Annotated in this window: 20 protein-coding genes; 5 read left to right on the forward strand and 15 right to left on the reverse strand. The window is 37.5% G+C overall.

The features are described 5' to 3' along the window. Positions 1-197: 197 nt before the first annotated feature. Entirely contained in the window at positions 198-1,967 is a 1,770-nt protein-coding gene (locus M2372_RS03215; RefSeq protein ID WP_123319082.1) for an aminopeptidase P family protein, read from the reverse strand. A gap of 441 nt (positions 1,968-2,408) precedes the next feature. Between M2372_RS03215 and M2372_RS03220 the strand changes: the two genes are divergently transcribed. Both M2372_RS03220 and M2372_RS03225 read left to right on the forward strand, forming a co-directional pair. Beyond that, on the forward strand, positions 2,409-2,846 hold the full coding sequence (locus M2372_RS03220; protein WP_123318371.1) for a DUF6526 family protein: 438 nt from the start codon (positions 2,409-2,411) through the stop codon (positions 2,844-2,846). 198 nt (positions 2,847-3,044) lie between these two features. After that, positions 3,045-4,151 (forward strand): DNA topoisomerase IB, encoded by a 1,107-nt coding sequence (locus tag M2372_RS03225; protein WP_123318369.1) that lies wholly within the window; start codon positions 3,045-3,047, stop codon positions 4,149-4,151. A 155-nt stretch (positions 4,152-4,306) separates the two neighbouring features. On the opposite strand, the gene M2372_RS03230 is transcribed toward M2372_RS03225, so the two are convergent. From M2372_RS03230 to M2372_RS03290, 13 genes are all read right to left on the reverse strand, one after another. Further along, the gene (locus M2372_RS03230; RefSeq protein WP_123318368.1) at positions 4,307-5,194 is read right to left on the reverse strand and encodes an AraC family transcriptional regulator; all 888 of its coding nucleotides are present in this window, start codon (positions 5,192-5,194) and stop codon (positions 4,307-4,309) included. A gap of 146 nt (positions 5,195-5,340) precedes the next feature. After that, positions 5,341-7,587 carry a TonB-dependent receptor gene (locus M2372_RS03235; protein ID WP_123318367.1) on the reverse strand — a complete coding sequence of 749 codons (2,247 nt, stop codon included), beginning with the start codon at positions 7,585-7,587 and terminating at the stop codon, positions 5,341-5,343. A 222-nt stretch (positions 7,588-7,809) separates the two neighbouring features. Continuing rightward, positions 7,810-8,697 (reverse strand): urea transporter, encoded by an 888-nt coding sequence (locus M2372_RS03240; RefSeq protein ID WP_123318366.1) that lies wholly within the window; start codon positions 8,695-8,697, stop codon positions 7,810-7,812. A 229-nt stretch (positions 8,698-8,926) separates the two neighbouring features. Continuing rightward, the gene (locus M2372_RS03245) at positions 8,927-9,628 is read right to left on the reverse strand and encodes a hypothetical protein (RefSeq protein ID WP_123318365.1); all 702 of its coding nucleotides are present in this window, start codon (positions 9,626-9,628) and stop codon (positions 8,927-8,929) included. A gap of 192 nt (positions 9,629-9,820) precedes the next feature. Next, positions 9,821-10,609: an urease accessory protein UreD gene (locus M2372_RS03250; RefSeq protein WP_123318364.1), complete on the reverse strand. Its 789-nt coding sequence runs from the start codon at positions 10,607-10,609 to the stop codon at positions 9,821-9,823. After that, on the reverse strand, positions 10,610-11,248 hold the full coding sequence (gene ureG / locus M2372_RS03255; protein WP_045499433.1) for an urease accessory protein UreG: 639 nt from the start codon (positions 11,246-11,248) through the stop codon (positions 10,610-10,612). It abuts the gene before it with no gap. 147 nt (positions 11,249-11,395) lie between these two features. Beyond that, complete coding sequence (locus M2372_RS03260; RefSeq protein WP_228455636.1) at positions 11,396-12,094, reverse strand: urease accessory protein UreF; 699 nt, start codon at positions 12,092-12,094, stop codon at positions 11,396-11,398. Further along, on the reverse strand, positions 12,087-12,596 hold the full coding sequence (ureE, locus tag M2372_RS03265; protein ID WP_123318363.1) for an urease accessory protein UreE: 510 nt from the start codon (positions 12,594-12,596) through the stop codon (positions 12,087-12,089). Before ureE ends, M2372_RS03260 begins: the two co-directional genes overlap by 8 nt. After that, on the reverse strand, positions 12,586-13,236 hold the full coding sequence (locus tag M2372_RS03270) for a hypothetical protein (RefSeq protein ID WP_123318362.1): 651 nt from the start codon (positions 13,234-13,236) through the stop codon (positions 12,586-12,588). The genes ureE and M2372_RS03270 overlap by 11 nt, the downstream gene beginning before the upstream one ends. A gap of 113 nt (positions 13,237-13,349) precedes the next feature. Beyond that, positions 13,350-15,071 carry an urease subunit alpha gene (gene ureC / locus M2372_RS03275; protein WP_115971186.1) on the reverse strand — a complete coding sequence of 574 codons (1,722 nt, stop codon included), beginning with the start codon at positions 15,069-15,071 and terminating at the stop codon, positions 13,350-13,352. 1 nt (position 15,072) lies between these two features. Next, complete coding sequence (ureB, locus tag M2372_RS03280) at positions 15,073-15,441, reverse strand: urease subunit beta (RefSeq protein ID WP_115971185.1); 369 nt, start codon at positions 15,439-15,441, stop codon at positions 15,073-15,075. A gap of 11 nt (positions 15,442-15,452) precedes the next feature. Then, entirely contained in the window at positions 15,453-15,755 is a 303-nt protein-coding gene (ureA, locus tag M2372_RS03285; RefSeq protein ID WP_047387758.1) for an urease subunit gamma, read from the reverse strand. Between the two features lie 155 nt (positions 15,756-15,910). Further along, positions 15,911-16,276 (reverse strand): hypothetical protein, encoded by a 366-nt coding sequence (locus M2372_RS03290; protein WP_115971184.1) that lies wholly within the window; start codon positions 16,274-16,276, stop codon positions 15,911-15,913. Between the two features lie 409 nt (positions 16,277-16,685). Between M2372_RS03290 and pruA the strand changes: the two genes are divergently transcribed. Next, positions 16,686-18,311, forward strand: coding sequence for an L-glutamate gamma-semialdehyde dehydrogenase (gene pruA, locus M2372_RS03295; RefSeq protein WP_123318361.1), 1,626 nt, complete (start codon positions 16,686-16,688; stop codon positions 18,309-18,311). 344 nt (positions 18,312-18,655) lie between these two features. Continuing rightward, positions 18,656-18,865 carry a cytochrome C551 gene (locus M2372_RS03300; protein WP_115971182.1) on the forward strand — a complete coding sequence of 70 codons (210 nt, stop codon included), beginning with the start codon at positions 18,656-18,658 and terminating at the stop codon, positions 18,863-18,865. A 79-nt stretch (positions 18,866-18,944) separates the two neighbouring features. On the opposite strand, the gene M2372_RS03305 is transcribed toward M2372_RS03300, so the two are convergent. Next, positions 18,945-20,438, reverse strand: a complete 1,494-nt coding sequence (locus tag M2372_RS03305; protein ID WP_123318360.1) for a serine hydrolase — start codon at positions 20,436-20,438, stop codon at positions 18,945-18,947. Positions 20,439-20,647: 209 nt separating this feature from the next. Here M2372_RS03305 and M2372_RS03310 point away from each other — a divergent pair, with 209 nt between their 5' ends. Further along, complete coding sequence (locus tag M2372_RS03310; RefSeq protein ID WP_123318359.1) at positions 20,648-20,851, forward strand: hypothetical protein; 204 nt, start codon at positions 20,648-20,650, stop codon at positions 20,849-20,851. The last annotated feature ends 8 nt before the right edge of the window (positions 20,852-20,859 follow it).

The following is a 20,859-nucleotide window of genomic DNA, read 5'->3' on the forward strand; positions in this document are numbered from 1 at the left end:
TTGTTGATACAAAGATAAACAGACCTGTATTTCCCGTCATCAGGAGAATCCCTACAATTTTATCCGTAAAAATACGGTTGCGTAAATAAAAAAGCCCTGCAAGCAACAACTTACAGGACTTTTACTGATCTAACAATTATTTTGTTTAGTATAAAGTTCAATGTTTAAGGTTATCCCAATCTTGACTTTAGTTTTTATTACAATGGACTTACGAGTTGTAAGAACCATTCTTTCACTTCTCCTTCCAAATAAGGAGCCAGTTTCTCTTCACATGTTTTGTGGTAACTGTTCAGCCATGCGATTTCGCTTTCTGAAAGAATTTCTTTTATCACTGTATCTTTAAAGAACGGACAGAACGTCAATGTTTCAAATTCATAGAATGTTCCGTGAATCGTTTTCTCTGCTTCTTTTACAGCGATAAGGTTTTCATGACGGATTCCATAGTGGCCTTCAAGATAATATCCAGGTTCGTTGGAACAAACCATTCCAGGAAGAAGATCCTGAGGATTTAAATCTTTTCTGATATTTTGAGGCCCTTCATGAACGTTCATGAAACTTCCTACTCCATGTCCTGTTCCATGGTTGAAGTCTTTACCTTCCATCCATAACGGAAGCCTTGCAATAGCATCAAGATGTACACCTTTTGTTCCTTTAGGGAATTTTACCATGGATAAACGGATCAATCCCTGTAATACCAGTGTTGAATTTTTTTTGAACTCTTCAGAAGGGATTCCCAGCGCAAAAGTTCTTGTAATATCTGTAGTTCCTTCAAGATACTGACCTCCTGAATCTACCAGGATTGTATCTTCATTGGTTACTTCTTTACTTCCTTCTTTCTTGGCAGAATAGTGCATAATTGCTCCATTGTCTTTATATCCCACAATAGAACCGAAACTTTCTCCCACAAAGTTTTCGCCAGCAGCACGGAATCCTCTCAGTTTTTCACCGATAGAATACTCGTTCATCGCTTCTTTTCCTGCATTGTGAGTCAGCCAGTAAAGGAATTTTACCATCGCAACACCGTCTCTTACCATTACTTTTCTGAAACCTTCCAACTCAGTTTCATTTTTCTGAGCTTTCATCAGATTTCCTGGTACCGGAGCTTTGATAAATTGGTTATCTGCCTTCAATGTTTCAAAAATCTGCTGGTTGCTGTTTGGAGAAACCAGTATTTTTTCATTTTTGAATGCTTTCAGATAGTTATAAAATTCTTCGTAAGGCATCATTTTTACGAAAGAATCGTCCATTTGTTTTCTTGCTTCTACTTCAAGTTTTTCAAGACCAGTGAATAGAACAGCATCATTTTTAGTGATCACAATATATCCTAAAAATACAGGATTGCTCTGTACATCACTTCCTCTCAGGTTGGAGGTCCATGCCACATCGTCAAGACTTGAAATAATATGAACAGTAGCTTCCTGATCTTCCATTTTCTGACGGATAGCAGACAGTTTATCTACTACAGATTTACCAGCTCTTTCTACAGGGTGTACAAAGATTGGATTTACAGATGGTGTTCCTCTTTCTTTCCAAACCTCCTTTAAAAGGGGGATATCGGTAAGGGTAATATTTTTTGAATTAAATTTTTGAGAAAGCAGTTCCCAATTGGCATTGGAAGCAGCTAAGGCATTTACAGCGACTTTACCTCCGGCTGGAATTTCAGAAATAATCCAATCTATATAATTAGGAGTTCCTTCTATTCCGTCTTTGAAAAGGTCGATTCCTGAACCGTCCAGTTCAATGGCAGCCTGTGTAAAGTATCTTCCGTCTGTCCAAAGCCCAGCCTTGTCCTTCGTAACTACTACAAAACCGGCTGAACCTAAAAATCCTGACAGCCAAGCTCTTTCCTGCCATTCTTCAGGAAGGTACTCACTCATGTGAGGATCTGCAGAATATACTATAAATGCATCAACATTATTTTTCTGCATTTCTTCTCGAAGTGCAGCAACTTTTTCCTTTGAAGTCATTCTTTTCATTTTTAAACACCGAAAGTTACGAAAAATTTGAAGTCGAAAAGCCAAATAAAGGCCCTATTTTCCTAATGATATATTATTTTTTCATGAATTTTTATTGGGAATACAGATAACCTTGTTTTTTATGGCCACTAATGCACGAATGATTCTTTATTCGTGCATTAATGGCTAAAAATATATAGTTTTTAAAGTTTGAATAACCTTATAAATATCTGTTTTTATCAATCCAATCTGCGATTAAACCCTTATCTTAAAACACTTTAACCAATACCCCTATGTGGTTTAATCAATTTTTTCAACCGCATAGATCCATCGATGATAAGGTTAGAGTTTATTTGTAAACTTCCCTCAAAAAAAAATAAAATTCATACCATAAAATGTATTTTTTTATTAAAATAATAAATTTTTGGAAGGATTATTGCTACATTACATCCTATGAAACAGCAGAACTATAATAACCACAGAAAATTTTATCCACCTCATCACTTTATTTATCTTCCTTTATTAATTATACTGGAGATTTTAGGAATCTATAAAATTTGGGGTGATCCCGGTAATCAGTTGATCTGGATTTTATTTTCAATCGTGATTTTTCTGCTTTTTTATCTGGCATTTATGACCAGACAGCATTATGCTTTAGGACTTCAGAACCGTATGGTGATCCTTGAATTTAAGCAGCGGTATTTTGAGATTTTTAATAAAAGGTCTGATGAAACAGTTGACAAGTTAAAATTTGACCAGATTGCAGCCCTGAGGTTTACGTATGATGATGAGTTTAAAGAGCTTTTATATAAAGCTTTGCATGAAAACATTTCCGGAGATGAGATCAAAAGATCGATCAAAAACTGGAAAGCTGACCGGCTCAGAATTTAATAAACACCAAAAATATTACCTATGAAAAAGTGGAACTTTTACAGTATAATGATATTAAGTTTGTTAACACTAACAAGTTGTGAAGCAGTAGGAACAATTTTTAAGGCCGGAATGTGGTGGGGAATTTTCTTAGTCTGTATAATTGTAGTGATTCTTTTACTGATTTTTTCGAAGGGTAAAAACTCTTAACCATTTTCCATGGAGAAGAATACAGATTTAGAGATTATTTCTCACCTTAAGCCATCAAAGATTGTTAAAATCATGAAGGATCCGGAAGCTTCTGCAAAGGCGGTACATCTTATTTATACCACCGATGCAGAAACCGCCGGAATCACACGTAAGAAAACTGGAAAGAAATATTCTTATTATAAGGATGGAGAAAAGATCCGCAATAAGGATGAAATAATCCGAATCAATAAGCTTGTCATCCCTCCGGCATGGGAAAATGTATGGATCTGTGCTTTAGAAAATGGTCATCTTCAGGCGACCGGTTTTGATATAAAAAAGAGAAAGCAGTATCGCTATCACTCTTTATGGAGTGCTTTAAGAAACCATACAAAATTCTACAGAATGCTTCAGTTCGGGTATGCTTTACCCAATATCAGACTTCATATAGAGCAGGATCTTGCTTTGAGGAATTTTGAAAAACGGAAAATACTCGCCCTTATTGTCAGTCTTATGCAGAGAACCAATATCCGTATTGGCAATACAATCTATGAAAAACTGTATGGTTCGTTCGGGTTAACCACCTTGAAGGGGAAACATGTTGAAATCAGGGGACAAAAAATAACTTTTTCATTTAAAGGGAAAAAAGGCATTATGCATCATGTTGATCTCAGAAGTAAGAGGTTGGCAAAACTGGTACAAAAATGCAAGGAGATTCCCGGCAGGGAGCTTTTCCAGTATCTTGATGATGAAGGAACCCGGCATTCTATTGACTCCGGGATGGTGAATGATTATATAAAAGAAATAAGCGGAGAAGATTTTACAGCCAAGGATTTCAGAACATGGTCCGGAACAGTTAATGCCCTGATTGCTTTTAAAGAGATCGGATATGCTGAAAATGATACTCAATATAAAAAGAATGTAAAAGAAGCCCTGGACATTGTTGCCCAACACCTTGGAAATACAACTACAGTCTGCAGAAAATATTACGTTCACCCTTTAGTAATCAATCTTTACGAAAACAATACCATCAAAAAATATCTTGACGAACTGGAAATCATCGAAGAAAATGATGGAAAGGCCGATCTGACAAAAGAGGAAAAGCTGGTGATTAAGATTTTGGAGAATGAGAAGTTGTAGGGTTTTTGGACTGGAAGATGGAGGCTGGGAGGTGGAAGTTATTGATGGCTGAAAAATCAATTGTTGACTTTTTATCTGAATTAAACTTAATTAAAATATCTTTCATAACAATATCATCCCACAGTACCTCCAGCATCCCTCTTCCAGCTTCCAGCCTATCCTGTAACTCTATTACTCAAAAACTGAGTCCTGTAATCCTTCGGCGTAATTCCTGCAATTTTTTTGAAAAGTTGGGTAAAATGGGACGCTGTATGGAAATTCAGTTCATAGGCAATTTCTGCAATATCTTTACTGGAATGCAGTAATGCTTTACTGTAATTGATATCAATCTCATTGATCCATTGTTTTGGTGACTTTTGGGTCACACTTTTAACACATTTATTCAGATAACTTTCTGTTACAGACAATTTATCAGCATAAAATGCTACTCTTTTTTCACCCACATGATACTTGAATAAAAGATCCCTGAACTGGAGTGATAACTCCATCGGCCTTGTGGCAGATTTATGATGGGTATCTGAATCTGTGCTCAGCATTTTGATCAGAATCAGATGAAGCATAGTGACTACAACATCGTTAATATTCAGATTACTCAGCCATAGTTCCTGCTCCATGATCGGCAGAAGCTGGGTAATCGTTCCATAGGTCAGGCTATCCAGATTCAGGAAAGGAGTCATGAAGAAAATACTGCTTTTATGCTTGGGCAGTTCCTGCTCGGAGAGGATATTATTTTCGTAGGCAAGAAAGAAACCTTCAATATCATCAGAAAGTTCTACGGTAGCGGTAATGGTTCCCTGTTTAATAAAGATCACTCCGCCTTTTTCAGCGTGATATTCTTTATTTTCAAGATACTGCTTGATATGTCCGTTCGTAACGAAAATAATAAAGTTAAACGTGGTACGGTACGGAATGACAGGCATCAAGATCCCCTTAAGGTAATTTTCTATCCGGTAAAGCTGTATATCTGCGTTATTAGCTAATATTTTCTCCGTGATATTAGGTAGAAAAAGCTTTTTATATTGAAAATTGGATAAAACTTCCATTCTGATATTATGATAAATTAAAGTTAGACAAAATTTATAAAGTAGAACCAGGAGAATTTGAAAATTTGAGAATGTGTTAATTTGAAAATGCTTTAGTCCATCAATTTCAAAATTCTCAACTCCTCTTATACTCCTCTTCTATTTGTTTAGAACTTATAATAGACTCCTACTCTTACTCCAAATGGACTTCCCGGAGTATAGGTAAGGTCTGTAATAGGTTCTGCTTCGCCTTTCAGTTGAGTTTCTGTGGCGAACTGGGCTTCATTCCATTTTACATTGAACAGGTTATTGACCTGAATATTCGCGCCCCATTTCTGACGGTTGTAAGAAAGTACCAGATCATTCACGAAATAAGCCTTTGTCTTAATACTGTTGTCTTCTACTGCCGGTCTTTCCCCAAGATAACGGTATTGAAGACCTAAAGAAAACCCATTCAGGAAATCCCAGTTTACAGATCCTGTACTGGTTACTACCGGAGCCAGCGGAATATAATCCTGTCCTTTTTCCTCTTCCATAAATCTAGCATGAGAATAATTGATGTCTGCATTCAGGTAAAAGTTCTCCAATGGCTGGAAACGGATTCCCAGATCGGCACCGAAACGTCTTGATTTTCCGGAGGGTTCTACTACCGCATCATCTCCTACATATACAAATTCCTGCTGAAGATCCATATACCACACGGCAGGGGTAATGATCAGTGATTTGAACGGGTGTAATCTTACTCCGAAATCAGCTCCGATAGAATATGGAAGAGTATTTTCGTTTTTATTGGTCACTACTACCCTCATATCATTGGAATGGAATCCCATCCCTGTTTTCAGGAACCACATTACATTATCGCTCTGCGCATAGGAGAAGTTCAGTTTAGGGCTCACTCTGGTTGCTTCTTTGGACTGTCCGGAAGGCAGTTGTTCAGGATCCAGCAGATTATGCATATTGAAGATAAAATGATCTACCCTTACCGCCGGATTGATCGTCCATTTTCCTGTTTTCCAAACCAACCCTGAATAGGCATGAAGATTCGTTTCTGTTCCGTCCACATCAGACAGTCTGTCAAGAAGCATATCTCTGTGATAAACATGATTCAGCTGTAAGGTATTGATATCATCATTTCTTAATCCAATTCCTGATGTCCAGTTTAATGAACTGTTGGGAAGAGAGAAACTTTTGGTATATTTTACCTCGGCTCCATAGATGTTTCTTCCGTCGGTCTGCTGGATTTCATCTCCGTGATCTTTATCTTTTAAGAAAAATGTAAAATCAGAATACAGGTTGAAGTTATATTTTGAATAGAAAGCCATTGCATCAATCTGTTCAGATGGAGAAATGATATGCTTAAAATTCATCTGAAGGTTTGTTCTGGAAGTTTTTCCGCCCTCAGTAGGATCTATACTGCCCCATCTTCCGATGATTCCTTCATCCACTGCACGTTCCGGAACCTGACCGAAAGCATTCCAGGAGGAATTGAAGGTTGAAAACTGAATATTGAAATAATCGTTATCAGTAATCCATTGGTTATACTTTCCGAAAATATTAACTCTGTTGAAGTTTTGTTTTACATCAAAAGGTCCATCGGTATAATTGTATTCAGCAGCGATATAAGCATTCTTCCTTCCCAGATCATCATGCAGAATATTGAACATTCCCAATACTCTTTTTGAATTGAATGATCCCCCTTCAAGTTTAATCATACTATTTTTCAATCCGTTATACGTTTGAAAATCGACATATCCGGCAGTATTGAAATCTCCACGGTCCATATAATAAGCTCCTTTTCCAAAATCTATATTATTTACCGTTTCAGGAATCACAAAGTGAAGATCAGAATACCCTTGTCCATGGGCATGGGAGACAATATTCACCGGCATTCCGTCTACATTTACACTTACATCGGTTCCGTGATCAGCATCAAATCCTCTTAAAAAAAGCTGTTCAGCCTTTCCTCCTCCAGCGTGTTGCGCAATAAATAAACCCGGTACTTTTCTCAATAAATCCTGTGCTGAATTCACCGGAAATTTATTCAGATCCACCTTTGTAATGGCCGATAAAAAGGAGCTGTGATTAATGGCTACTTCGGAGATCTGAAATGGCTTATGCTGTAAAAAAATAACTTTATTTTTATCATCTTCATTGGTAACCACCCATTTTACCTCATCATATCCCTGACGGCTGATCACCAATGTATCAGGAAGTGATTTCACAGGAACTGCAAAAGTACCATCTGTTCCTGTATGTGTGTGGGTATTTCCGTGATCATATTTTACCAATGCATCTGCAATAGGAAATTTGTCATCTGCATCTTTGATCTGCAACTGCTTTTCTGCTTCCTGCGCCATCATTTTTCCACTGAATGCCATGACAAGAAAAGCGGCTGCTATTTTAGTTATTTTCATTTTTTGTTTTGTTACGTTTATAAATTAGAGGGAGATGACATATAATAGACGAAGAGATGATAGATGTTTTAGTCTTAAAATTCAATGGTCAATTTTGCTTCGCAAGTGAATGGTGAATTGCCAATTACCAGGGAAAGGATGACAACCTTGAACTTTAAACCCTCTTACTCTCAAACCCTAAAATTCTCAAACTCTAGAACCTTCAGACCCTCAAACCCAAGCCTATGCTTTTGTTTTAAGAAATACCTTCTGAATTAAAAGAGTGATCCATGTTCCTGCTACGAATGGGAATGTGAATACTCCACCCACAGCATCCAGACAATGATTATCGATAAGAAGATCATCAATAACAATCGTTAAAAAAACGGCGATAAGCACCCATAAACCATCTCTTTTTTTCACTCCTGCAAATACGATAGCTGAAAGAACGGCATTGAATCCGAATAATCCCATGTGGATTTCTTTGATAGGTTCACCATTCAACTGTGACAGCCCTGCACCCAAAATAGATGCCGCCAATCCATATAAAGCAGCAATGGGTGAACTGATGAAAACTGCCAGAAAGAAAATCATTCCTGAAAGTACTCCACCCTGGAATATTACCTCTCCAAAACCATTGGTACAGGTAAGAAAGTCATCATATTTTGATGGGATTACCTCAGCACTCAACATTGCTGATGGCGGAATATGAGTGAAATGATGTAAAGCAAATACCAATATCCATGTAATGATAATAAAAGGAAAAGTAAACACCGGTATTTTCTTTTGGATAAAGAAATGCTGAATAACAGCTGCTAATGCTCCTCCCAATAAGATAAGTATCCAAATTAAAATTGTTGTTTCGAATAAAAAAGCCAATGCCACTCCCACAAGTGCAGCACTGAAACCGTATAATCCGGCATTGATTTCAGATTGATTATATTTCAGCTTCATGGCTGTAAAGGTTCCCGCTGCTGTTGAAAGCAATACTGCAACTCCGCACTGCCAGCTTCCCATAAAGATTCCTATCAGAAACAGAAGTCCGGTCCATCTGTTTTCCTGAAGCATAATTTGCCCGATTCCTTTTAAAACATTGTCTAAAAAGGGTATTTTTTTGAAAAATTCGTCCATAGTTTTTTTAATTGTATTATTGATTGGAAATAAATTGGAGATTATGGATAGAGATGAAAGATAATAGACGAAGAGATGAGAGACATTTTAGTTTTAGATTTCAATAGTCAATTTTGATTCGCAAGTGAATAATGAATGGGAAATCATCAGTGAAAGGATGGTCACCTTAAACTTCAAACCTTGAACTTTAAACATTCTTACTCTCCTACTCTAAAACCCTCAAACCTCTTTACCAGCCCAGAAAGACCATCCCAACTCCGCATACTGTTACCACAGCGCCACTTACCACTCCCATATATCTTTCCAGTTTTTCGGTATTGAATAAGGTTGAATAGCCATAACGTCCTAAAAGCACCATTCCAAGCATTGTTAAAACAGTAGTGACAGTAAATGAGGTTACCAGAACTGCGATTTCAGGCATAGAATGTTTAACTCCTGAATAGAATAATAAAGGAATTAATGGTTCACTTGGCCCCATTACAAAGATCATAAAAAGGACAAGCGGGGTTACTTTTATTCGGGTCTGCGGCATTACGACTTCACCGTGATTATGTTCATACACATAAACATCATCTCCCATCACATCAAAATGCTTGTGAGGTTTGTTTCTGATCGCCTGAATCAAACCATAGATTAAGTAAACTCCACCAAAGATCAGCAATGCCCATCCTGAGAAATTCCCTCTGATGTCCTGGAACCAGGAGATTTTATTCAGCTGCCAACCCAGAAACACTCCGATAAAACCAAGTACCAGAGAACTCAGGACGTGTCCAAGCCCACAAACCATTGTTAATACTGCGGTTTTCATTCCGCTCCATTTTTTGGATTTTGAAATCACAATGAAGGGCAGGTAATGATCCGGTCCTGAGGCCGTGTGTATAAAACTTATTGAAACGGCACTTAAAAGTAATGCCCAAACTGTACTGTCCATTTTCTATTAATTCTGTTATTTCAGATTCTTATTACGTTTTGGCTAAAGCCAGTGGAAGATTTCTTTTTATTTACGCGGGCTAAAGCCCGCTTCTATTGAATGGTGACAATGTCCGTTAAAACAATATTATTTTCTTCCAATTCCAGCCTTGTCAAGATTTTAAACCTTGACAAGGCTCTCAAAGCTACCTTTTTACTCCAGTGACCAAAGGATTTCCTGAACATGCAGGAAGAAGTTGTACATCAATTCTCCCCCATGCCCTAAGGCTCTTACTACAAATCCGTTATCTTCCATAGCTGAAACTCCTACTTCCATCTCTTCAATATGTTGTGCTGCGGCTTCAACGATCTCTTCAATCAATCCGTTTTTATCTACATTTTCCTTTGTGCTGTAGAAAATCAGAGTTCCCTGATGGGTATATTTCTCCAGGTTACCAATACTACTTATCGGAATCAAGTCAGGCTGAATTACTACGTTATCCTTTACTACCAGTTTGTTATTATGATAGATCTCCATAAGATTCTGAAAACGTTTCAGCTTAAAAACCTCTCCATAATGCTTCCTTCCGCAGGTAATAATCTCACTGATGATGATCTGGCTGTTTTTCCCGATATGAACATTGGCTTTACTCTTAAAATTAGAATCTTCATGCGGAACAATAGGATGCGGAACGTAAGCGAAAGAGGTTTCATCCTCCATGGTTACATTCAGTTCCTGAACAGCCTTGTCTTCCATATTGAACAGTCTCTGATATGACTGCGACTGCAATTGAAGGGAAGATCCTTTTTCAAGGGCTACATCCAAATGGTAATGGTCACCATCCAGAATTCCCGGGGAGGAGCTCATCACCATCTGATAGAGCTTTTTGTCACTTTTTCTCTGCCCTACAGAAACTACTCTGAAAGGAAGCGAGACATAAAGATCTTTCACATAAGATTCTCCACCCTTGAATCCTGCAATAATATTTAAACGACTATCCATTTATCTTACTAAGTTCGGTTCTTCAATTTCTTCTAAAAGAGCGTATTTTTTAATCCATCCGATCACTTTATCCAACCCTTCATCTGTTTTAAGATTGGTAAAAACAAAAGGATTTCCTTTTCTCATTCTTCTGGCATCGTTCTCCATAACTTCAAGGCTGGCTCCTACATACGGGGCAAGGTCAATTTTATTGATGATTAACAAGTCTGATCTTGTAATACCAGGACCTCCTTTTCTAGGGATTTTCTCTCCTTCCGCAACGTCAATAATGAAAATAGTAACGTCTGCAAGGTCAGGGCTGAATGTTGCTGAAAGGTTATCTCCTCCACTTTCGATAAGAACCAGTTCAATTTCAGGGAAACGGGCTGCCAGTTCATCTACTGCTTCAAGGTTCATGCTGGCATCTTCACGGATCGCCGTGTGAGGACAGCCTCCTGTTTCAACTCCGATAATTCTGTCATGAGGAAGAAGACTGTTTTTAGCCATAAACTCAGCATCTTCTTTAGTGTAAATATCATTGGTAATTACTCCAAGATCATATTTCCCGAATAATTTTCTGCTTAAACGTTCCAGTAATGCAGTTTTTCCTGACCCTACAGGTCCTGCTACTCCTACTTTTATATATTTTCTGTTTTCCATTTTTTCTAAATTTTTGCTTTGTTTTTATTTTTCTAACGCTGAGAGCGCTAAGATTTTTTTGATTGTGAATATTTTAAGATCGCAAGGGCGCTTCACTCAGCAAATGTTATTTACATTCAATTCATTTTCCCTTTTTATCTTTTCGTATTACGACATATAAAGTCTTGAATACAACCTTTCGTGCTGCATACATCTGATATCAAAGGCTGTATTGCAAAGTCCTACCATATCTCTGTCCAGTTCCATAGTTTCCCAAACAGTTTTTTCCATGACAGGATATAGAGCGAATAAGATATCTTGCCCATCAAGCTGTCCCAGCGGTACCAGCTTTACGGCATTAGTAATCATTCCGGCAACAGAAGTGTAGTAGAATCCAAGCAATGCTTCGTATAAAGGAATTTTCATTAAATAAGCATAGACTCCAAAGACAATACAGTAATGAGAATTAGCTTCTTTATTTTGAACTGCTTTTTCAAATGCCTCCATAAAAGGGAAACTTTCTCTCCTTTTGAATATTTTTATTAATCTCAACCCCAGTTTCTGACTGGCCTGACGGATTTCTCTAGGACATTTTATGGCATTACACTCATTGTCGAGATCCAAAAGTGCTTGTAAATCTCCTTTTTCTACGGCTTTATAAGCGAGTTTTGCAAAAGCCCCGTCATTGAATTTAAGGTTATACTGAAGCATATTCTGTACAAACTCTTTTGCTGTTTCCGCATTATGAACGATTCTTTCCTGTACATAGGTTTCAAGTCCGTTGGAATGGGTATACCCCCCGATAGGAAGCGTAGGATCAGCCAGATGAAGCAGTCCTGATAAAAAGTTTATGTTTATATTATTCATCTTTCGGAGCAGCCATTTTTAAGATTTTGGTGAAAATTGTAGAGCCAAGACTTCCGTGTCCGTGAGGTTCTACATTGGATTTAAGGAGATTCAGCAGTTTTACGGATTGCTTTTCCGGTTTAAAGCCGCTTGCTTCCAGCCATCTGAACATCGGCATTTCAAAAGGAAGCAATACTTTATCATCCTGAATGAAAAGCGGAATATGTTTGTTCCCTATTTCGTAGCATACTGTTCCCATTTCCAGTAAAGATCCGGGAACCATTACGATCGCTTCTGTTTCCAGGACATTGATCGCGATTACTTTTTCTGCATCCTCAAAAAGAATATCTCCTTCACGCAAACGCTGCCCTTCTTTAAGAAACTTGATGGCAACATCTACTTCATTTCTGGTTTTTTTGCGTTGGATTCTTTTTGTGGTTTCAAACCATTCCAGATCCAGATAATCTATGGTTTTTTCTGTAGGATTTTCGGTGAGATTGCCTATGGTCTGATTAATTATCATCTTTAGCCGATTTTTTTCTGAAGTCAAAGTTTTTAGAAATGCCCACCCCGAATGTTGAACCACTAAGTCCCGCTACATAGCTCTTCGTCCAGCCTTCTTCTTTCGTTTTAGTCTGAAGCATTGAAAGCTCAGCAAACTTGAATTTCAAGGCCCAACCGCCACCTAATAAGATTCCGATCAAAGGGTAAGCACGGAGGCGGAATCCATTAAAGTTCTGCATTGCATCCGCTGTTGTTGCCTGCTGTTGTCCCCAAACATAATGTGCATCTATCTGCCCGATCAGTACAAAGTATTTTCCAAGCATTAGTGAAGGGCTATACCAAATTCCTGCTTCATTTTGCTTATACACCACATTATGATTAACAGAATTTTGAGAGTAAACATAATTAACCCCGACAAGATCATTATTATTGATAAAGTATCCTACTCCCAATGGTGCACTGGAAACGGTACTGCTGCTATTCGTAGGGGTAGTAACCTTTGAGTAATCCAATGAACCATACATCATAAATTGACCTTTTGGTCCATCTTCATCGCTCTTCAGCCTGTGTCCACCCAAAAACTGAGCATTTACATGACCCGAAAGCAAAGACATCCCGGCTACAGCAAGAGAAAAAACTGTTTTATTTAAATATTTCATTCTAAACTTAGTTCTATAATTGTTTTAAAATATTGCCTGATAAATCTTTTTTTGTCGTTGAATAAACCTAACAGGTTATTGAAACCTGTTAGGTTATATTAATAGAATTTATCTTAGAACAAGTAATACAACTGAGTTAAAGGAAGTGTTTCTGCCGGTTCACAAGTGATATATTCACCATCTACCGTTACTTTATAGTTTTCAGGATTCACTTCAATTAAAGGAGTCTTATCGTTGTGGATAAGGTCTTTCTTTCCAATATTTCTACAGTTTTTCACCGGAAGGATCATTTTTTCTAATCCATAAGAAGCGATTGTTCCGTTATCAATAGAGATTTGAGAAACAAAGTTGGCACAAATACCGTATTTTGCTTTTCCATGAGCCCCAAACATATTTCTATAGATCACCGGTTGTGGTGTTGGAATAGAAGCATTCGGATCTCCCATTTTAGCAGCGATTACAAATCCTCCTTTGACAATCATTTCCGGTTTAACTCCAAATAATGCTGGTTTCCAGATCACCAAATCCGCTAATTTCCCTTCTTCAAGAGACCCTACATATTCAGAAATACCGTGTGCAATTGCTGGGTTGATCGTGTATTTAGCTACATATCTTTTTGCACGATAGTTATCGTTTCCGCTATTCTGATCTTCCGCTAAATCACCTCTCTGCTCCTTCATTTTGCTTGCTGTCTGCCAGGTTCTTGTGATGACTTCTCCTGGTCTTCCCATTGCCTGAGAATCCGAACTCATAATACTGAAAACTCCCATATCATGAAGGATATCTTCTGCGGCAATGGTTTCAGGACGGATACGTGAGTCTGCGAATGCCACATCTTCAGGGATGTTTTTGCTTAAGTGGTGGCAAACCATCAGCATATCTAAGTGCTCATCAATTGTATTGATCGTGTAAGGACGCGTAGGGTTTGTAGAAGCAGGTAATACGTTTGGATACATCGCCGCTTTGATGATGTCCGGTGCGTGTCCTCCACCTGCTCCTTCTGTGTGGAACGTGTGAATGACTCTTCCGTTGATCGCTCTCATTGTATCTTCCAAGAAACCTCCTTCATTTAAAGTATCGGTGTGGATGGCTACCTGAACGTCATATTTATCAGCTACTTTTAATGCAGCATCAATCGTTGCAGGCGTTGCTCCCCAGTCTTCGTGGATTTTTACGCCTAATGCCCCTGCTTCCACCTGCTCTTCAATAGGCTCTTCTGCAGAACAGTTTCCTTTTCCGAAAAACCCTAAGTTCATTGGATACTCTTCTGCTGCTTCAAGCATTTTCTGCATATTGAATTTACCAGGAGTTACTGTTGTAGCATTGGTTCCGTCATTCGGTCCTGTTCCCCCTCCGATCATAGTAGTGATTCCACTGTACAGAGACGTTTCAATTTGTTGTGGGCAGATATAGTGAATGTGGGTATCAATACCTCCGGCAGTCACAATATATCCTTTTCCACCGTGAACTTCAGTAGAAGCACCGATGATCATGTTCGGAGATACACCGTCCATTGTATCAGGGTTTCCAGCTTTACCGATTCCTACGATTTTACCGTCTTTAATCCCGATATCCCCTTTTACGATTCCCCAGTGATCGATGATAACGGCACCTGTGATACAAAGATCAAGAACTCCTTCATCTCTTTTAGCAGTAACATTCTGCCCCATACCGTCCCGTACGGTTTTACCACCTCCGAAAACAGCTTCGTCTCCGTAATGGGTGAAATCTTTTTCAATTTCAATAATGATTTCAGTATCCCCCAGTCTGATTTTATCTCCGGCAGTAGGACCTAATATATTGGCGTATTGTTTTCTGTCTACGTGTAAGCTCATCTTAGTGATTTTTAAAGTTTAACTCTTCAATTTTTGCAAGGCTTGCTTTTTTCTGATCTTCAGAATCTACCTGCCCGTCAACAAGGTTATTGAAGCCCATTGCTTTTTTGGTTCCTCCTATTTCTACCAATTCCACTTCTTTTTCTTCTCCCGGTTCGAAACGTACGGCTGTACTGGCTACAATATTCAGTCTCTTTCCGAAAGCCTTTTCACGGTCAAAGCTCATCGCCTTGTTTACTTCGAAAAAGTGGAAGTGTGAACCTACCTGAATAGGACGGTCTCCTGTATTGGTCACTTTTATTTTTACGGTTTCTCTGCCTTCATTGCAGATGATCGTACCTTCTTTTACAAAAATTTCTCCTGGTATCATAATAAATAGGATTAACGGATTGGGTTGTGTACGGTTACCAGCTTGGTTCCATCAGGGAATGTAGCTTCAATCTGAACATCGTGGATCATTTCTGACACACCTGGCATCACATCATCTTTAGTTAAAAGATTTGCGCCTTCCTGCATCAGTTCGGCTACTTTTTTACCATCTCTTGCTCCTTCAAGCAAAAAGTGGCTGATCAGTGCGATTGATTCTGGATAGTTTAATTTAAGGCCTCTAGCCTTTCTTTTTAGAGCCAGCTCTCCTGCCAGAAATAGCATAAGCTTCTCCGTTTCTCTCGGTGTTAAGTGCATAGTATTTTTATTTAAAATTGAACAAACACTATCCTGTTCACCTTTTTCAAAAGGCAAATAAATAGGTTCAAAAATGTAAAAAGGGAAAATGATGTTTACGGATCTGTATTATGAAATACAAACCATAACGAAACATTAAAAACTGTAAAATGAAATTAGCAGCCCGCTATCTGCAGGGCATGATACAGAATGTACCTTGGTGCTGTAATACAAATACGGTTTTGAACGGCCGTAACCGGAGTATTAAAGGTATACTTTGCAAAGAAATAGTTGAACCACTGCTGTGCCAGTACTGAATAATCAAATTTTACTTTCTCCCAATCATTGGAATCCTGCACATCCTGCGCGTCTGAAAAACTGTATATTTCAGGCTGGGTCTGCTGATCTGATTTTTGCTGAAGAAGATGAATTTTTGAAAGAAGATCAGAATATGATTTAGTTTTTCCCGTATGCGTAAGAAGACCTACACATAAAGCTGAGAAAAATAATACAAAAGAGAAAAACAGGACTCTTTTTTTCATGTCTGATAATAATGGTGTAAAATTAGAGTAATCTTAATTCACAGGCTATCAAAAAAATTATTTAAAATGTTCAAAATCGCAACAAACACGATTTTATATAAAATTAACATTTCTTTATAAATCCTTTATTTACAACACTTAAAGGCACTTTATGAACTATGACAACTATTTCATTGTCACAATTCCAACAATTCCAACAGACGACTCTATATTTTTCTTCTCTACAAAGGATTAAATAAATCTATTAAATATTTTTAAAATTTAAGCTAAAAAAAATAATATATACTAATGATTATTGGCCAATAAAGTTTATCTCACAAAAACAGACAGGATTTTTTTCTTTCCTTATAATTATCGTAAATTTGTATACAACTTACTTGTTTAATTTAATAAAATAATAAAACGTAATATGTCAAAAGCAATTTCGCAAGTACCATTAGCGGTAAACGAACCGGTAAATTCTTATGAACCGGGATCTCCGGAGGTTAAAAGCCTTATCAGCACTTATAAAAAAATGTGGGCTGAGAAGATAGAGGTTCCAATGGTCATCAATGGAAAGGAAGTAAAAACTGATACCAAGGTACAGCTTCAGTCTCCTCAGGATCATGCTCATGACTTCGGATTCTATTACCAAGGTGGTATGCAGCATGTGGATGACGCTATCAACGCGGCATTGGCAGCTAAAGAAGCATGGAATGGACTAGGTTGGGAACAACGTGCAGCCATTTTCTTAAAGGCAGCTGATCTATTAGCAGGTCCTTACAGAGATGTAATTAATGCAGCTACTATGATCGGGCAGTCTAAAAACGTACACCAGGCTGAAATTGATGCTGCATGTGAATTCATTGACTTCTTAAGATTCAACGTAGAGTTCATGACAGAAATGTATTCTGAGCAGCCAGTTTCTGACAACGGAATCTGGAACCGTGTAGAGTACAGACCATTAGAAGGATTTTGTTTTGCAGTAACTCCATTCAACTTTACGGCTATTTCCGGAAACCTTCCAACTTGTATGGCGATGTTAGGAAACGTTGTAGTATGGAAGCCTTCTGATAAGCAGGTTTATTCTGCAAAAGTAATCATGGATGTATTAATTGAGGCTGGTCTTCCTGCCGGGGTTATCAACATGATCTTTACAGATGGTAAAGAAACTGCTGAGAAAGTATTGGCTCACAAAGATTTTGCAGGTCTTCACTTCACAGGGTCTACAAAAGTATTCCAGGGAATGTGGAAAATGATCGGTGACAACATCCACAACTACAGAACATATCCAAGAATCGTTGGAGAAACAGGTGGTAAAGACTTTGTAATCGCTCACCCATCTGCTAACGTAGAAGCAGTAGCTACTGCTTTAGTAAGAGGTGCTTTCGAATACCAAGGACAGAAATGTTCTGCTGCTTCAAGAGCTTATGTTCCTAAGTCCCTTTGGGCTGATGTGAAAAAAGTAATGGAAGCTCAGATGGCTACGATTAAAGTGGGTTCTCCTGAAGACACTTCTAACTTCGTAAATGCTGTAATCGACAAAAATTCTTTTGAAAAATGTAAAGGGTATATCACCAGAGCTAATGAATCTTCTGAGGCTACAGTAGCTATTGGTGGAACATGTGACGATTCAAAAGGATGGTTTGTACACCCAACAGTAATCGAAACTACAAACTCTCAATACGAAAGTATGGTAGAAGAGATCTTCGGCCCAATTCTTTCTGTATTTGTGTATGAAGATCAGGACTGGAAAGAGACTCTTAAAGTAGTGGATTCTTCTTCTCCTTATTCATTAACAGGTTCTGTATTTTCTCAAGACCGTTATGCAATTGCTGAAGCTTACAAAGCTTTAGAAAACGCATCCGGTAACTTCTATATCAACGACAAACCTACAGGAGCTGTAGTAGGACAGCAGCCTTTCGGTGGCGGTAGAGCTTCAGGAACTAACGATAAAGCTGGTTCTAAAATGAATCTTCTTAGATGGACGTCTGTAAGAAGCGTAAAAGAAACTTTTGTTTCTCCAAAAGACTATAAATATCCATACTTAGGGTAATCATAAGTAATGAGTAATAGACAATGAGTAATTTTTGTCTGTTCTTTCAATATAGCCTCGGAATTTCGGTTTCGGGGCTTTTTTATCGGGATATGATAAAGTTTGAGAATCAGAGAGTATTAGCGTTTGAGAGTGAGAATGCCAATGTTTAAATTTCAAGATTCTGATTCTGCTTGTCATCAACCCCTTTATTCAATCCCATTCTCATACTCTCTGACTCTCAAACCCTCCAACTCAAGTTTATCTAACATCTTTTAACAAAGTTTACCTATATTTTACGATTTATCAACCCTCGTTAGGAATAATAGTTGTTTTTTCATTATTACACCCCAAAATAAAATTGTATGAAAAAGTTATTGCTAACAGCCATCGGAATAGGATTATTTGCAGTGAGCTGTGGAACCAAGGAGTCATCAATGTCTACCAGTAATAGTGATTCGGCTAATACACGGGCTGCAGCACCCATTGCTACAGATACAATGACTACAAAAATGACGAATCCGGACAGCATTAAGATGAAAAAGGATTCGATGGCAACATCTCCTGCCAAATAGTATTATATACGTTTAATTTAAAATGTAAAATCTGCAGATGAAAGCCCTGCAGATTTTTTTTGTTAGTATCTTCCAACTGTTATTTTGTTTTTTTAAATATTGTGCCACCTTGTATATCCATGGTGACACCGTTTACATTTCCCTTATCATCCAGTATGAAGTTAAAGTCAAAATCAGGATTCATTTGCTGTGGCACCTCCTCTATTATTTTTGATGAAAATAATTCATATCGCTGATGAACCAAAATAAATTTAAATGTCGGAAAAGTGATGTACAAATTATTCTTTTCTTTTGAAATAGTAAAAGTTCCATATCCTTTATTTGAATATTCCCCGCAATATGCCTCTAAATCATGAGTGGGCTTTTTCTTTTCATTAATAGAAGAGCTTATATTTTTTTTAGGTTTCAGAATGTCATTCACTTCCATTTCATAGGAATAAGGTGTGTTGTTATCCAACCCCAGCATCCGGATTGCTATCATATTACCAATCGTACTTGCAATATCTGAGTTATGTTGATTACTTAATACAACAAGACCAAATTTTTCTGCAGGAAACAATAAAACAGCCGAACTAAAACCGGATACCCCTCCTGAATGCCATACTTTATAATGTCCTTTTAAAATCTGTGTAAACCAACCATATCCATAACCCAGCAAAAAATTTTTCTGATCTGAAGTTACAGGAGGTACTCCATCAATCACAGTTTTAGTACTCATAGCACCTGTAGTATATTTCTTTGAAAGCACAACCTGATTTTCAAAAGTCCCGTAGCTGAGCCAAAGCCTGATCCAATTTGCCATATCTGTTGCAGAACTATTGATCGCAGCTCCCGGCTTATCATTATCAGGTTTTTGAAATAATACTCTTTCAATGCTTTTTTGATACATTCCATAGGGATAGGAAAAGTCTTTTTGTTTAATCATTTCATTGATCGATGTACTGCTGCTATTCATTTTTAGAGGAACAAATATCTTTTCTTTGATCAGCTCATCCCAATCTTTATGATTAAGCTGTTCTGCAATGGTTCCTAAAATAATGTATCCGAAATTGCTGTACCTCCAACTATTTTTAGGCTCACCGTTTTCTTTTAAAAAAGGAAGCTTTTGCATTAAATCTACTCGCTTTTCTGAAGGGAAAAATATATAAGCTCCATCTACACTTCCCAGCCCGCTTCTATGTTCCAACAGATCTTCAATAGTGATCAAATTATTCATTCTATCCGTAGAAAATGTGAGATATGGAATATGTTGGGAAGGTTTGTCCTGAACTGACAGCTTTTTTCCATCTTCCAGCATACCAATCAAGGCAGATGTAAATGATTTGGTATTGCTTCCGATACCAAAAAGAGTATTGGAAGTTACCGGAAGTTTATTTTCATAGTCTCTGTAACCGAACCCTTTAGAATAAATCATGCTGTCATTTTTCACAATGGCAACAGATAATCCCACAGCTTTGTAATTATCCAGAATGTCATTGATTTCCTGATCAAGCCCTTTCAAGTTTTCTTTTGGTTTCTGGCTTAACATTAAACTGAAAGACAACAGGCTTACTAAATACAATACTTTTTCCATATTTTTATTTTTAAAGTAAAATAGAGATTCACTGAATAATAGATTTCAGGTCATTTTCATTTGTTATTGATATTGGTATTTCTATAATAAGTAACAATATCCTCCTTTTAATTACACTAAAAATAATTTTATTTAAAGATTCTATCTATTATTGATAAAAATATCAATATTTTACTATATTTGATATTAATAACACCAAAAAGTATTATATGAAAAAATTATGGGTCGGAGCAGTTCTTGGACTTCTTTTCCTTGGAAGTTGTGCTCAGAATAAAGAAAAAAGGGAAGAATTTAAAGAGGCTCACAACAAAGACTCCTTAAGAAACAGAATGGGTGATTCTGCAGTGGCCAATTCTATTCCATCACCAACAGATACTTCAAAAACAAAAACCGACAGTACCAAAACTAAATAAAATCGCAA

Origin of the sequence: Chryseobacterium sp. BIGb0232 (assembly GCF_024810195.1) — a bacterium.
Classification (GTDB): domain Bacteria; phylum Bacteroidota; class Bacteroidia; order Flavobacteriales; family Weeksellaceae; genus Chryseobacterium; species Chryseobacterium pennae.

Coding starts and splice junctions, on each gene's coding strand:
- M2372_RS03225 (WP_123318369.1), top strand. CDS start 3,045: ATGGAGAAGAATACAGATTTAGAGATTATTTCTCACCTTAAGCCATCA.
- ureB (WP_115971185.1), bottom strand. CDS start 15,441: ATGATACCAGGAGAAATTTTTGTAAAAGAAGGTACGATCATCTGCAAT.
- M2372_RS03245 (WP_123318365.1), bottom strand. CDS start 9,628: ATGGACAGTACAGTTTGGGCATTACTTTTAAGTGCCGTTTCAATAAGT.
- M2372_RS03220 (WP_123318371.1), top strand. CDS start 2,409: ATGAAACAGCAGAACTATAATAACCACAGAAAATTTTATCCACCTCAT.
- M2372_RS03270 (WP_123318362.1), bottom strand. CDS start 13,236: ATGAAATATTTAAATAAAACAGTTTTTTCTCTTGCTGTAGCCGGGATG.
- M2372_RS03260 (WP_228455636.1), bottom strand. CDS start 12,094: ATGAATAATATAAACATAAACTTTTTATCAGGACTGCTTCATCTGGCT.
- M2372_RS03310 (WP_123318359.1), top strand. CDS start 20,648: ATGAAAAAATTATGGGTCGGAGCAGTTCTTGGACTTCTTTTCCTTGGA.
- M2372_RS03250 (WP_123318364.1), bottom strand. CDS start 10,609: ATGGATAGTCGTTTAAATATTATTGCAGGATTCAAGGGTGGAGAATCT.
- M2372_RS03300 (WP_115971182.1), top strand. CDS start 18,656: ATGAAAAAGTTATTGCTAACAGCCATCGGAATAGGATTATTTGCAGTG.
- M2372_RS03215 (WP_123319082.1), bottom strand. CDS start 1,967: ATGACTTCAAAGGAAAAAGTTGCTGCACTTCGAGAAGAAATGCAGAAA.
- ureA (WP_047387758.1), bottom strand. CDS start 15,755: ATGCACTTAACACCGAGAGAAACGGAGAAGCTTATGCTATTTCTGGCA.
- M2372_RS03240 (WP_123318366.1), bottom strand. CDS start 8,697: ATGGACGAATTTTTCAAAAAAATACCCTTTTTAGACAATGTTTTAAAA.
- M2372_RS03305 (WP_123318360.1), bottom strand. CDS start 20,438: ATGGAAAAAGTATTGTATTTAGTAAGCCTGTTGTCTTTCAGTTTAATG.
- pruA (WP_123318361.1), top strand. CDS start 16,686: ATGTCAAAAGCAATTTCGCAAGTACCATTAGCGGTAAACGAACCGGTA.
- ureG (WP_045499433.1), bottom strand. CDS start 11,248: ATGGAAAACAGAAAATATATAAAAGTAGGAGTAGCAGGACCTGTAGGG.
- M2372_RS03230 (WP_123318368.1), bottom strand. CDS start 5,194: ATGGAAGTTTTATCCAATTTTCAATATAAAAAGCTTTTTCTACCTAAT.
- ureE (WP_123318363.1), bottom strand. CDS start 12,596: ATGATAATTAATCAGACCATAGGCAATCTCACCGAAAATCCTACAGAA.
- M2372_RS03235 (WP_123318367.1), bottom strand. CDS start 7,587: ATGAAAATAACTAAAATAGCAGCCGCTTTTCTTGTCATGGCATTCAGT.
- ureC (WP_115971186.1), bottom strand. CDS start 15,071: ATGAGCTTACACGTAGACAGAAAACAATACGCCAATATATTAGGTCCT.
- M2372_RS03290 (WP_115971184.1), bottom strand. CDS start 16,276: ATGAAAAAAAGAGTCCTGTTTTTCTCTTTTGTATTATTTTTCTCAGCT.